A 13,730-nucleotide genomic window follows, 5' to 3' on the forward strand; every position below is an offset into this window, starting at 1 on the left:
ATTTAATGCCGTATTACTCTTAACTTAGAAGAGAGATATCGCAGCGGAGCGGTTATTTTCCATGACCGGCTATTGATAATATTAGCATTGAGCCTTTTAGCCGCTTCAATTTCTTTACTCAAATCTATTAGAGATAAGGACGCCAATCTATTCTGCTCTAAAAGTTCAACATATTCCCGTTTAAGTTGCGAAATCTGTTCTATACCAGACTTAAAATGAGCCTCAAGTTCATCACGCTCTGATACGATAATCGAGTTCTGCTTAACTAGTCCGTCTAAGTCCGCTTTCAACTCAATCTTCTGTAATTCCTGCTGCTGAATCCTCCAAAGCAACTGCGCCCAGATGTTCAAAAAATCAAAAGGAAACTCATAAATAGAAGCCTTTGGCTTAAGAAGCCGGTCTGCAAGTTCTTTCTTCCGTCGAATGAATTCTGCTCGATCCTGTAACCTGCATGGTTCCGATTTTCCAGAGAGCTCAGTTTCCAATGCCTCCCCAAAAGCATCTGATACCTCAACGTCACTTAATATGGGCCAATTGCTACCCATTGCTCGGACGGCTGCATGTTTTGTGTCGTAGTATGAAAGGGCACTGATTGCAATTCCTCTGCCTCCTGACAAAGAACCCAAAAGATGGGGATGATATCGACTCGTTACTGTAAAGCCACCCGCGCTGACCGGGAATCCATTTTTCAGCAGATGGTCTGGATCAATCGATTGTACGGTGAAGCCAGTTCGCTTCAGTTTTTCCACCAACCCAGCGGCGTCACCTGAGACATCTCCAGGCATAGCCATAGCGAATACGATATTCCAAATACCGTGCAGCTTCAGAGAAGTCATCACCTGGGACGTAAATATTGCTTCCGCAATGGAGTCCCCATCAACAAGATCATTTTGGATACAGACAATAAAGGAGTTATCGCCAATCTTCTGCAGGGGATACCTCACGTTGCTATCGCTCAATAATAATAAAGCGTCATCTCCAGTGAAGAATAATCGATCAAACTCTATTTCTTGTAACTGCTCGTAAGATTCCTTGTCACGGACATCCACTAGGTCAAACGTTCTAAGGACAGCTAAAAGTCCAGCTAAGTTGCCTGTTTCAGTGGGCATCAATCCCAATCCAGTTGCAACCAATTGGGCGCCGGTCTGCCAAGCTAGCAATCTTGCCAATAATAGAATTAGATAGTTTGATGGCCAGAGACTATTGAAGTATCCGCCGCCGACAATGTGAACTTGGTCAAAATTGCGTAACCGTAATGCCGACAGGCAATCTGATAGACCCTTCTGGTTGTCAAGTAACCTTGAATGCTCATGGAGATAGTCCCATATCCCTTCCGATTGGCCATGCTCTGCAACTAGTCGAGCATTCCACAAACTCTCGCTCGGTTCGACAACTTCCGCCAAACCGTCCAAAAAGCCTGCCAGGTTATTGAGATTGTAACCATCGCAGAAAATCCGAGCCTGTGGGTCATTCTGTCGGATAGCATTAATCCAAGAGACTAGAATAATTTCATCTCCAAAGTTTGGCCCTCCCAGTGCGCCAACCAGTAGATACCGGGCCATCTAGCTCAGCGTCCTTCTAACCATTTGCGCGGCGGAGAACACGCCTCGAGCTATTGGTTCTAGCAAAATATTCCCCCGTCGCCTAATCTTTGAACCAACGGGGTGCTCTAAAACAAACTTATAGTACCCTCGCACTATACGATCCAGCCGACCTCCAGATCCGAGATTACCAGGACTTGATGAATGTTGCAAATACTCATAGTGCGACGGAAACGTAGGGTTACTGTACTCTGTATTCGGGCCATTGACGTTTAGAAAAGATATAATTTCAGAAGAATATTTTGCGTATGTTTCACTATGTTTAGCGACAATATAACTATAATTCTTGTCCCATAAATGCCGCTTGTCTTGGAAAAGAGACCCAGGCCGGATTCGATAGTTGAACAGGGCGTGGGGTATCATTACGCCGCGCACACCAGCACACATGAGAGCGATTGTGCCATCCCAGTCATCCAAAAACATCCGGAGCTTCGGGTCATGCTTCGCATGCTCAAGAAAAGTATCTCGACGCACTACAATGCCAGCGCAATTTGTCGTGTTAAAAATTAATTGGCGTGGCATTTCGGGATTAAAGGTAGTCCATATTTTAAGAGTTCCAGTATCATCAAAATCATTATTCCAGCACCCTACAAAGCCGACATTATCGTATTTGTCTAATATTCCAACACACTTCTCGTAATAGGTAGGATCAACAGTATCATCAGCATCAAGAAGGGCAAGATACAACCCTTTTGCATGGGAAGCTCCGACATTTCTGGTATCGGCGACACCCGAATTCTTCTTTTTTACAAGCTTAATACGAGAATCTATCAAAGGAAGGCTCTCGACCACTTCTCTACTGTACTCATCGGTTGATCCATCATCAACAACGATAATTTCAATGTCCTGCAAAGTAGAATTCACAGCCGATCTGACGGTTTCTTCCACTAACTGGCCAAGATTATAATGTGGGATAACGATACTCAGTATTGGTCCATCGCTTTTTCTAGCCACTTTTTCAAACAGCTTCTGTTCACCTGTTACAAACGGGAAAGTGGCGGGAAAATCCTGCGATAAGGAAAGAACCCTTTCTCTGTTGCTCATATAAGCTTGATACCCACAAAGCTCTTGAACTTTTGCGGCAGCTTTTTGCCCCATCCGAGATACTTCTTCTTCAGGCAGACTGTCTATCTGTTGAATAAGGCTCGCAACTGATTTTGCGTCATTAACGTCGACTACAAAACCATTTATCCCGTTCTCCAAAAGTTCGGTATGGCCGCCGGTATTAGATGCTACAACCAACCCGCCCTCTGCCATGCGCTCGGCGACCGCATAAGCGAATGTTTCATATTTTGACGGATGGAAAAGCGCACGTATTGACGAGAGCTCTTTGCGCAAATGTTCTTGGTCAAGATTGCCCCTGAAGACAAGCTTACCGTTCCGCACCCAATCGTTATATTTCGCCTTTAGAACATCAACATTCGACTTGCCTTGCCCGTCAACCACGTCAGCGCCGAAAAGATACAGCGTCGACTCACCCCCACTTCGCCAATACACATCAAATCCCGCTAGTAACTCCGGTATACCCTTTTGCGTAGATATCCTAGAAGCGACTGCATAATCTTTACGCGTCTCTATCTGCTTGCCTTCATTAGGTTTGGAAGACGGTTCATAAGGATTGTAAATAACACTGAGGCGATCAACATTTATCCCCCACTCGTTATGTAAGAATTCCGCGTGAACCTTACTTGGACAAATAATCGCATTCGCGCCCAATAAGCAGAATTTTTCCATCTCCTTCATGAAATATCTCTGGATTTGGAAAGGATTTTTCCCCTCCAGCTCTTCGATGTGCGAAACAGGGCAATGGCTGGTTATTAGGATTTTTAAGTCCTTAAACCTATCCTCTAGAGTTAGCTTTCTTTGAATTGTAAAATACCCGAGTCCATATCCGTCAGGGAACTCGACCCATTCTGGCCTCAATCCATTATCGATAATATTTTTTATCTTATTAGATATCGCGTAGCTAACTGAAGGCCAATACCCCATCCACTTAAAAGCATCATCCGCTGAAGGGTTCCATTCTATAATTTGAACTGATCCTTCAGTGTATTTTTTTTCATTATTAACGTTGTGGTTAATTGCAAGAACAACCGCACGTTTATGGGCAACATTATGAGCCTTAATAATATTCCTCATATATGTTGACAGCCCTCCTCCACTGGAATGGACCGCCTCAAAGGTAACGAGCAAATAATTCATCTAAGGCCCTCTCTGGAACTCACTAAATCAGGAACGGGAAACATCGAGCATAATCTCGCCCCTCTTGGACGATGCTCATTCACTTGGGGCCAAAATATTGATCAAGAACCTCTGACGGCGCTCCATCCATTTTAAGCTGGCCATGCTCCATCCAGATAACTCGATTGCAATTTTTCTCGAGAAGCTCCCGTGAATGACTTGCAAGGATGAGAATTTTTGTAGAATCTACCAAAGTTTTCATACGAGCATTGGCACGCTCCTTGAAATCCTCGTCTCCTGTTGATAGCCATTCATCCATTATAAGTATCTCGGGATTTATGGCTGTAGATGTTGCGAAGGCAAGTCGCAACTGCATACCTGAAGAATAAGTTCTAAATGGCATATCCAAGAAATCCCCCAAGCCGGAGAATTCGGATATCTCTTCGATCTTGATGGCCAACTCCGTTTTGGACATGCCCATCATAACGGACCGTAACTTGATATTTTCTCGGCCCGTCGCATCAGGATCAATCCCCAAGCTTATATCAATCAAAGAAATGCATCTGCCGTTTATGTGCGCTTCGCCCTCTGTCGGAATATAAATTCCGGACAGTACTCGTAGAAGTGTGGTTTTGCCCGATCCGTTATGCCCAATCAGACCGATGCGTTCACCTTCATTGAACTCGAAACTAACCCCATCCAACCCTCTCACCTGGATCAGATTGTCCGAACCCCGCTCGATACGTCCACCGGTCGCGATGTTAAGAACACGATTCTTTAATGACCGGCTCGATGAATTATAAACCGGAAACTGAACAGTTGCATTTTTCAAGATGATGTTTGTCGTCATATTAAAGCCAGTAAGCTACCCGCCAACGATATTTTCCAAAGAATGCGAGCGCAGCTACCCAGCCAAGAACGGCCGTCGCTACTAGTACTTCCCAGTTCAATGCAGTTGGGAGACCGCCCTGCAACGGCGCCCTCACGACCTCTACCATATGATAGAATGGATTGAGCGTCATAATCAGTCCAGAGACAGTTGACGGAAGCGTTTTTGGCATCCACATGATTGGCGTAAGATAGAACAACACCTGCAATATATTCTGCACCACTTGCGTCATATCGCGAAAACGAGCACAGATTGTCGCCAATAATAGCATTATCCAAGCAAGATTTATACTGATCAGCATCAACCCAGGGATAGTCAATATTACATGCCAGCTAAACGTTCCACCAACCACTACTAGCAGGAACGGGAAAATCAGAACATTATGAGCCAAAATTACCGCATTTCGCCAAAGCACCCTAAGAATGTGCGTGAACAACGGCATTTTCACTTGAAGAATGATGCCCGACGACGAAATGAAGCTTGTACACCCCTCAGACAAGCAAGAAGAAATGTATCCCCAGACGATAAGCCCCGCACATAAATGCGGAAGAAACTCAGCCATCGGAGTTTGAAACAACGTCCCAAAAATAAGCCCCAATGCCGCTATCAAAATAGCCATATTGAGAGTGAGCCAAAATGCACCAACCCTGGATCGCCTATATCTTTGCGCGACATCCTGCCAGCCGAACGTTGTGGCGAGCCTGATTTTTCTGAATGCCCCTGATACATCGCTCAACGCGGCAGAAAAACCCGTCCGCGGAACCGATCGCTTCGGCTTGGCTTGCATGCCAATGGCTGTTTCTTGGTACTGCGTCATTTTAGAGTTGCTGCCGCCTCGTCATTTAAGGATAGCTTGAATCACGGTGATTTCTATATGAATGAAACAATTTTACAACCTTAACCGAGCTGGATAACAATTTCGTTCACTAGTCCTATCCGGGAATTTTTGTCGAATTCATAACGTCACCCCTGATCGCAACCAGAGCATCCCATCTAGTTCTTATTAGTAACGATATATGTCCAAGTTGGGACACTGAATGCATATAAGACAAAAGCGATATCGTGACGCAGGCACAATCAATGAGCTGCCGGGAGCCGTGGGACTACATCTCCAAGGTTGGGCAGTGCTACGTTGCAATGGCTACTTCATAACCAAAATACTGGAAACTCGTATCTCGCAAAGTAAAATTGAAAAATGGCTGGGGCGCCTGGATTCGAACCAGGGAATGGCGGTACCAAAAACCGCTGCCTTACCGCTTGGCTACGCCCCAACAAATCAAACCGAAGCAATCGGTTGCGCGGCCTTATAACCGCTTCGACAACCAAGCGCAATCGCCTAATAACGAAATCCCGCCGAAGCTTACAGTGCCCACGAAGAACGTTTTCAACCGCTTATCGCCACGACCAGTCACCCAAAACAAAACCGCCGATTTGCGTCCAGCCTCAAAGCTGCTACTTCCAGGGGACAAATGATTTTTCGGTATTCATCATGCTGTTTCTGTTGATTTCATTTCTTGTCAGCGCTGCCTTGTGCGGCATCGGGCTCTACCTGCTGGACCGGCTTTTGCCCGAACGCTTTCTTGCGGCCCGCATGAGTTCGCGCTCCAACCATACGACAGTGGCCCGGCAGATCGGCGGGTTGGCGCTTATTCCCGCAATTGTCGTGACTATGCTGATTTTTGCGCCGGATCTGGAAGTCAATGCGCATCTGGCGCTCTGTCTTTCGGGAGCCTCGGTATTGCTCTGGATCGTCGGAGGTCTGGATGACCGCTATGAGCTTTCGGAAATTATCCGACTGGGGTCGCAGTTCATTGCGGCCGGGCTCGTTGTTTACGGTCTGGGACCGGATTTCCGGCTATTGCCCGAGCTTTTGCCGCACTGGCTGGAGGCAGCGCTCATAGTCATTGCGTTGGTGGTCGCGATCAACGTCACCAACTTCATGGACGGCCTCGACCTGATGACAGCAGCGGGCATCGGGATTCCTTTGGCGGGTATCGGACTTCTTGCCGCTCTTGGCCTCGCTGGCTTGGAAAGCGGCGGCCTCGGAACTATTGCGGCGGGCGGCATTTTGGGTTTTGCCCTGTTCAACCGCCCTCCGGCAACGATTTTTCTGGGTGATTCAGGAAGCCTGCCGCTTGGGTTGATTACCGGCACGGCGCTGATCCTGCTTGCGCGCGAAACCCATATCGTCGTCGCGCTGATCCTGCCGCTTTATTATATTCTCGACGCAGGCACGACCATCGTGATGCGGTTGAGCCAGGGCGAGAATATCCTGAAAGCGCATTCCAAGCATGCCTATCAGACAGCGAAGCGCTCGGGCTGGAGCGTACTCAAGGTCGTCAGCCACGTCGCACTTCTGAACCTGATTCTCATTGCCTGCGCCCTTGCGTTGCTTGCTTTGGACCACACAATCACACAGGTCGCCTTCCTGCTCGTGGCAGTTGTCGCGACGCTGGTTCTGCTGCTGGATTTCCGCGGACGGTTCAGGAAGCTATAACGTTGAACAGAACCTTGCGGACCGCATCGACATCGCCGCTTTCCATGGCAATGCGCAATGCGGCAAGGCTCGCGGGAACATCAACAGCTGCCTTGTTGCCTTTCGGCGCGCGCATGATCTTGGGATGGCGCGTCGGCTGTGCCAGCGAAGGATCGTAGAAGAGTTCTTCATACATCTTCTCGCCCTCGCGGATTCCAGTAACCTCGATGGCAATATCGCCATGCGGATTCTCTTCATTGCGAACGGTCAGCCCTGCCAGCAGGATCATATTTTCTGCCAGATCGCGAATCCTGACCGGTTCGCCCATCTCCAGCAGCACCGTGTCGCCGGATGCGGCGATGCCGCCAGACTGCACGATAAGCTCGGCAGCTTCCTTAATCGACATGAAGTAGCGGGTCATGTCGTCATGGGTCAGGGTAATGGGACCGCCACCGGCAATCTGCTCACGAAAAAGCGGAACAACCGAACCGTTGGAGCCCAGCACATTGCCGAATCGGACTGAATAGAACGCCTTCTTCTCGCCCGACTGCTCGGCGCGCGCACCGCAATAATAGACGACCAATTCTGCCCAGCGCTTGGTAGCACCCATCACATTCGTTGGCCGTACCGCCTTGTCGGACGAGATGAGCACCATGCGCTCGACATCGGTGTTGAGGGCAGCCTCTGCCACTTCGAGCGTGCCGAAGACATTGTTGTAGATACCAACCAATGGGTTCTTCTCGACAAGGGGCACGTGCTTGTAGGCTGCGCAGTGATAGACCGTATCGACGTTGTGATCGCGAATTGCTTTCTCCACACAGTCGCGGCTGCTGACCGTCCCTAAAATCGGGATGACTTCGCAACTGGCTATCTGCCTCAACTGCCGGTCTATATTGTACAGCGCGAATTCGCTCGATTCGAACAGGACGATACAGGCGGGATTCCATTGCGAAATGGTGCAGCAAAGCTGGCTGCCGATCGATCCGCCTGCCCCCGTCACCATAATGCGTCGGCCTTCGACCACTTCCCGCAACAGGTCCGCATCCGGCGGCACTGGAGAACGACCGAGCAGATCGTCGATCTCCACATTGCGAAGCGAGCTGACCAGATATTTGCCTGCCGTCAGATCGGCAATCGGCGGAAGAATGCGCGTATTGACCGGAAGGCGCCCAAGAAGCCGCGCAAAATCCTGACGCTGTTTCTGTTCCAGCGCCGGTTCCGAAACGACCACCTGCTTGATGCCGTAATTTTCTATCAGGGCGGGAATGTCTTCCACACCGTAGACACGCAATCCCACGATATCCATGCCCTTGAGCTGGCCATCAGGATCGACAAAGCCGACAACCAATGTGTCGCTGTGGCTGCGAAGCGCGGTTGCGAGCTGGCGGGCAGGTTCGCCTACCCCAATGATCAATGCGGAACTTGTATAACGTTTGTCCGATTCAGCACTTCGCAAAAGCCACTTCGCACCGAAACGGCTGGCTGAGATGAAAACGGTACTCAAAAGCCAATAGAGCAGCGGGACCGAGCGCGGCAGGCCGGCGCTGCCGTAGAGTTCATTAAGGAACACCAGTGCAACCCAGAACAGCGAGGCGATGGCCGTGGCCTGAAAAATCGGCCAGATCGCACGTTCTGCCAGATAGCGGATAATGGCGCGGTAAAGTCCGAAGCGAATGAAAACCGGAATTGCCAGAACGGGCGCGATGAAAATGAGGAACGTTTGTCCCTCATTCGGTACGAAAACGAAGCCGAGGCGTATGACGAATGCGATATAGGCACTCAGCAACAGCAGAGCACAATCGCTCAGCATCAGGATGATCTGTTTGCTGGCGCGGGGTAAAAGCGCCAGTCTCTGCCATGGATATTTCAAACTCATACGCGTGTAATCCCGCTCTCCCACGGAGAGAAATACCTGAACGATTCCAGCGCCATAAGGCTATTTATACTACTATTTGGGACTAAAACTTAGTCAATCCCCTCGCGGCTTGCCGCACGTCGTAGCTGCGAAGCATTCGAATTTCTCGCCACCGTTACCACGAGTCCCCCGACAGGACTATATCAATTGCCATTTCAGGCGCTTAACAAACATCTTTTGGCTTCGAAGCAACGCCATAACAGCCATGCGGCAAACCCGCCGCGCCTGTCTTGTGGATTTACGCATGTCTATCCCGAAACACGTTCTCACTTTCGGGATCATGCCTCAGGCAATGACGGCACCGTTGCGAATGCTTCGCCAATTCACGCCATCCGAATAGAGCATTTCCGCACCGGACGGACCATCGGTGACGAAAGCGATCGCGCCTGCGCCATTGCTCCCGGCGGAAGGCAGCGCCGCAACTACATAGGACGCGGGGCGAATTGGACCATCGACATGAAGCCGGGCCTGCGGCCAGACCGAACCGATGGCGACATTGCCGGTCGCGTGATCGATCTTGATCGCCTCCCGCCATTGCCCTGCATCGCTGCTCCCCTTCACACTGAAATCGTTGCTGCCATTCAGCCCCATTTCGGCAAAACCGGTCCAGTTGGTCTGGTATAGAAAGCTTGCCGTATCGGTGGCCGCCTGCTTGTTTACCTTGATCTGGTGCCCTGCCCCGGCATTGTTGAACAGGCTGGCATCGGACGAGACCGCTAGGCGGTTGACCGCATCCGCCGTCGCCTGCACGCCGAGCATTGAGAGGGACAGATTGTCGGGGATCGATGAAACACCCTTCCAGAGATTGCCGTCGAAAACGAGCAGTTGCGCTTCATCCTCGACATAGGCCTGCCAGCCGACAGCAGGCGCAACGAACAGCCATCCGCCATCGATAAAGGAGGCAATCGTTCCGTCTTTGCCGGTCCAGCTTCCCAAAGCGGGCGCGCCCACCAGATAGCGGTCTCCGCTGGCAGGGGTTTCCGGCGCGTCTGTTCGGGTTCGCGATTTGATGCTCAGATGCACGACGGCATCCAGCAACCGCAAGGCCTCATTGTGGGTAACGTGCTTCTGCGCCTGGCTGGGCAGAATATAGGGCAGTTTCAGATTTGGGGTTTGGTCCATGAAGAACTCCTCGCAATGGATAATGCGAGGAGTCTAGTTCGTCCGTTCGGAAAGAGGATAAGTCCGGTTCAGCTTCCGCGATAGGTCGAATAGGACCAGGGGCTGACAAGCAATGGCACGTGGTAATTGCCATCGGAATCGGCAATTGCGAAACGGATCGGAATAAGATCGAGGAAGGGCGGATTGGCCTGTTCCGCGCCGCGCCCCTCAAAATATTCGGCGACATGGAAGTGCAATTCATAGGTGCCGATCTGCATTTCGTCGCCGGACAAAAGAGGCGCATCCGTGCGTCCATCCAGATTGGTCACCGTGCGCTTGAGGAGATCGGGCGTACCATTTGCGCCAATGCGATAAAGCTCGATCCGCATTGCCGCAGCAGGGCTGCCATGGGCCGTATCAAGAACATGCGTGGAAAGTTTACCCATAATATTCCTCGATCAAACTCAAGCGGGCTTCGTTGTTTCAATGCGATAGGCAGTATCGGAGAAGAAGAATTCCTCCAGATTGTCTTCCTTGCCTGCCCTGTCGACAACCAGAAAATCGGATTTCTGCTCGAGCGCCAAGAGCGGGTGATGCCATGCATTGCGCAGATAATTGACCCCCTGATCACCCCGCGCAAGGAAAACCCGTGGGCGGGCAGGCTTGCCGCCGTCATCCTCGGCAACCACCACGAGAAACGGCCTGCCGTTCAACGGAATGAATGCCTGCGAACCGAAAGGATGGCGTTCCATCATGACGATATCGATTGGCGCCTCGAACGATTGTCCCCGGAAAATATTGACAAGAACCCGTGTCTCGGTGCCAGCGGCTTCAACACGCGCAAGGTCGTGATAGCGCTCCGTGGTGCCATTGTTGATGAGCCGAAGTTCGGCCCCTTCCGTCTCGATGACATCGCCAAAGGGCGCAAAAGCCTCTTTTGTCAGCGGTTCGATCACCAGAGTTTCGACGTGCAAATCATCCTCCCCGTAAAAACAGATGCGTTATAGCGACAAAGCTGCGCTAGAACGCATCTGTCAATCGCGAAGCAGTTTCAACCGAAACAAAAAAGCCGGGCGCAAGGCCCGGCGTTTATCGTGCGGAACTGATAAAAATTCAGCGTTTCAGAAGCGACATCATGGCAGGCACGCCGCAGGCGGCGAGTGCGAGCTTCACGAGGTCACCAACGATGAATGCGCCGAAGCCGAAGGCAATGGCCTTTTCCAGACCAAAGAGATAGGCCATCCAGCCAGCGCCCATCAATAGAATGACGGCCTCAGCAAGCAGCATTGCGCCGCCGAGAGCGAGGGGATTGCGCGCCATTCCCTTGTCGGCAGCACGTCCGACGATCCAGGCTGCGGCAAGGTAGGAAAGAAGGTAGCCGCTCGTCGGGCCAACCATATAGGCAAGGCCAATGCCCTTTTCCGGCGTTCCGGTGAAGACCGGCATGCCAAGCGCGCCTTCAAGCAGATAAAGGGCGACGGTCGCCACAGCGAGCCGCGAGCCGTAAAGCGCAGAAATGGCAAACAGAGCGAAGGTCTGCATCGTCACATTGACGTAGACCAGATCAACCTTGATCTTGGCGGAGATGGCAAGAACAGCCGTTCCGATCAGTGCAAGCCCCACAAACCAGAAAGCACGGGCCAGTTGTCCGGTGGGCAGATACTCCGTAGCCAGAGAGGCGACGGCGATACGAGACTTTGCTCTATGGGGCATATCCAACTCCACTTTTGACGCGGCGACAGATACCGGAATCTGACTCCTGACGCGATTGTCAGCGCGCGCGACTGTTCACGTTTGCAACCCGACTATATAAGGCCTATGCCGTTTCATCAATCAAACCAAAGAAGAATTGGAAGCCGCTTCAATGGCGCTTGTTTTCGACAGCAGTTTCACGCCCCAATATGGGAAGCCGGTTGAACTGAGTAAAGGCATTTTGCGCCTCACCGTCAATAATCCGAGCGCTTTCACCTTTCACGGCACCAACAGCTATATTATCGGCACGGATACGCTGGCGATCATTGATCCCGGCCCGGAGGACGAGGCGCATTATAACGCCCTGATAGCAGCCATTGCCGGTCGCCCGGTCAGCCATATTTTCGTCAGCCACACCCACCGCGACCACTCGCCGCTGGCGCAGCGCCTGAAGGAAACCCTCGGCGCCCGAACCGTCGCTGAGGGGCCGCATCGCCCTGCCCGCCCCTATTATGCGGGCGAAGTGAACATGCTCGAAGCCAGCGCCGATACCGACTTCATCCCGGATATCGGGCTCGCCGATGGCCAATCAATCGAAGGCGACGGCTGGGGTCTGGAAGGCATTCATACGCCCGGCCATGCCGCCAATCACATGGCTTTCGGCCTGAGGAATACTGGCATCCTTTTTTCTGCCGATCATGTCATGGCGTGGGCGACATCCATTGTTGCCCCGCCCGACGGCTCCATGAGCGATTATATGGTCTCGCTGGAAAAACTGCTGGCACGCGACGACAAGGTCTATCTGCCGGGCCATGGCGGCGCTGTCACCAAACCAGCCGCATTTGTTCGGGGCCTGCGTGCCCATCGCAAGATGCGCGAACGTGCCATTCTCGAACGTGTTCTGCAGGGAGACCGGACGATCGGCGACATGGTGAAGGCGATCTATCGCGATACCGATCCGCGACTGCATGGTGCGGCAGCGCTGTCGGTGCTGGCGCATCTGGAAGATCTGGTCGGACGGGGCGAGGTCAGGACCGAGGGCCATCCGTCGCTCAACAGCATCTATTTTCCGAGCTGATTATTCCACGTCGGCCGGAGCCTTGTTGACCTCACCTTCAAGCGCCCCCAGAAATTCGGTGATAAAGCTGGCATTCTGCCCCATATCGCGCTTGCCATAGCGCGACAGCGAGCGCACATCGACATAGGTAGTCTCGCCTTCGTCGAGCAGCCGTATGACGATGTCGCTTTTCAAGCCCAGAATGAAACTATGCGCCGTCACGGCGAACCGCGATGCATTCTGCTCGGGCGAAGGAGTATTTCGCGCGATTTCCTGCCAACCGAATGTCTTGAGAACAGTTTCAACCCCTTGAGCGACACGGTCGGGCGCGGCTTCATAGCGTCGTCCAACCACATCCGGATAGGCGGTCAGCTGGGTCAGCGCATCGCCGCTGACTGCCGCCGTCAAGGGGTTCATCCATTGCAGGCGCGGCGGCATATTGGACGGGAACTGGGGCGGCGCCTCGAAATCCGTGGAGAGGTCAAAAAGCGGCGGCGAGAGATACCATAACGTCGTTACCAGCCCAACCGGAAGCAATACGGCAAAGGCAAATATGCCGCCCCAGAAAGAACGTGCGCCGCCCTTGTCGCCATTGACCCACAGATTGCGAAAGCCTTTTACCGCACACAGAAGAGCGAGAACTGCGAGAGCGGCACTCAATCCGGCAACCAGTACCAGATCAGGCGTCTCCAAGCTCCAGAAGCGGTGCAAAAGAAACGCCAGCGCGAGCAGCAGGGCTGCAAAAATGCCAAGCCGGAGCGCCCAGACCGCAGAGCGCGACTGACGCCGCTGGTAGCGAAGTTTTCTCATGCAGTCTC

General features: G+C 51.9%; 12 protein-coding genes and 1 tRNA gene. 2 read left to right on the top strand and 11 right to left on the bottom strand.

Annotated features, from left to right (window positions below):
• Positions 1–2 precede the first annotated feature (2 nt).
• From AC0TOF_RS13510 to AC0TOF_RS13530, 5 genes are all read right to left on the bottom strand, one after another.
• Positions 3–1,562 (bottom strand): polysaccharide pyruvyl transferase family protein, encoded by a 1,560-nt coding sequence (locus AC0TOF_RS13510; protein ID WP_473768648.1) that lies wholly within the window; start codon positions 1,560–1,562, stop codon positions 3–5.
• Positions 1,563–3,803 carry a glycosyltransferase gene (locus tag AC0TOF_RS13515; RefSeq protein ID WP_473768649.1) on the bottom strand — a complete coding sequence of 747 codons (2,241 nt, stop codon included), beginning with the start codon at positions 3,801–3,803 and terminating at the stop codon, positions 1,563–1,565. It abuts the gene before it with no gap.
• Positions 3,804–3,882: 79 nt separating this feature from the next.
• Positions 3,883–4,632: an ABC transporter ATP-binding protein gene (locus tag AC0TOF_RS13520; RefSeq protein ID WP_473768650.1), complete on the bottom strand. Its 750-nt coding sequence runs from the start codon at positions 4,630–4,632 to the stop codon at positions 3,883–3,885.
• A gap of 1 nt (position 4,633) precedes the next feature.
• Entirely contained in the window at positions 4,634–5,488 is an 855-nt protein-coding gene (locus tag AC0TOF_RS13525) for an ABC transporter permease (RefSeq protein WP_473768651.1), read from the bottom strand.
• Positions 5,489–5,867: 379 nt separating this feature from the next.
• A tRNA-Gln gene (locus AC0TOF_RS13530) sits at positions 5,868–5,942 on the bottom strand.
• 218 nt (positions 5,943–6,160) lie between these two features.
• Between AC0TOF_RS13530 and AC0TOF_RS13535 the strand changes: the two genes are divergently transcribed.
• Positions 6,161–7,168 (top strand): MraY family glycosyltransferase, encoded by a 1,008-nt coding sequence (locus tag AC0TOF_RS13535; RefSeq protein WP_473768652.1) that lies wholly within the window; start codon positions 6,161–6,163, stop codon positions 7,166–7,168.
• Here the strand turns inward: AC0TOF_RS13535 and AC0TOF_RS13540 are convergent.
• The 5 genes from AC0TOF_RS13540 to AC0TOF_RS13560 all read right to left on the bottom strand — a co-directional run bounded on the left by AC0TOF_RS13540 (position 7,155) and on the right by AC0TOF_RS13560 (position 11,876).
• The gene (locus AC0TOF_RS13540; RefSeq protein WP_473768653.1) at positions 7,155–9,023 is read right to left on the bottom strand and encodes a polysaccharide biosynthesis protein; all 1,869 of its coding nucleotides are present in this window, start codon (positions 9,021–9,023) and stop codon (positions 7,155–7,157) included. The two genes, AC0TOF_RS13535 and AC0TOF_RS13540, sit on opposite strands and share 14 nt — an antisense overlap.
• Positions 9,024–9,347: 324 nt before the next feature.
• Positions 9,348–10,184 carry a DUF2793 domain-containing protein gene (locus tag AC0TOF_RS13545; protein ID WP_473768654.1) on the bottom strand — a complete coding sequence of 279 codons (837 nt, stop codon included), beginning with the start codon at positions 10,182–10,184 and terminating at the stop codon, positions 9,348–9,350.
• 68 nt (positions 10,185–10,252) lie between these two features.
• Complete coding sequence (gene uraH / locus AC0TOF_RS13550; protein ID WP_122066645.1) at positions 10,253–10,609, bottom strand: hydroxyisourate hydrolase; 357 nt, start codon at positions 10,607–10,609, stop codon at positions 10,253–10,255.
• Between the two features lie 18 nt (positions 10,610–10,627).
• Positions 10,628–11,137 (bottom strand): ureidoglycolate lyase, encoded by a 510-nt coding sequence (locus AC0TOF_RS13555; protein ID WP_473768655.1) that lies wholly within the window; start codon positions 11,135–11,137, stop codon positions 10,628–10,630.
• 139 nt (positions 11,138–11,276) lie between these two features.
• Positions 11,277–11,876: a biotin transporter BioY gene (locus AC0TOF_RS13560; protein WP_473768656.1), complete on the bottom strand. Its 600-nt coding sequence runs from the start codon at positions 11,874–11,876 to the stop codon at positions 11,277–11,279.
• 151 nt (positions 11,877–12,027) lie between these two features.
• On the opposite strand from AC0TOF_RS13560, the gene AC0TOF_RS13565 reads away from it, so the two are divergent.
• Positions 12,028–12,933, top strand: coding sequence for an MBL fold metallo-hydrolase (locus tag AC0TOF_RS13565; protein ID WP_473768657.1), 906 nt, complete (start codon positions 12,028–12,030; stop codon positions 12,931–12,933).
• Here AC0TOF_RS13565 and AC0TOF_RS13570 read toward each other — a convergent pair whose 3' ends face one another.
• Positions 12,934–13,722: a DUF1499 domain-containing protein gene (locus AC0TOF_RS13570; protein ID WP_473768658.1), complete on the bottom strand. Its 789-nt coding sequence runs from the start codon at positions 13,720–13,722 to the stop codon at positions 12,934–12,936.
• Positions 13,723–13,730 lie beyond the last annotated feature (8 nt).

It is taken from the genome of Ochrobactrum sp. PL_is501 (assembly GCF_055816895.1).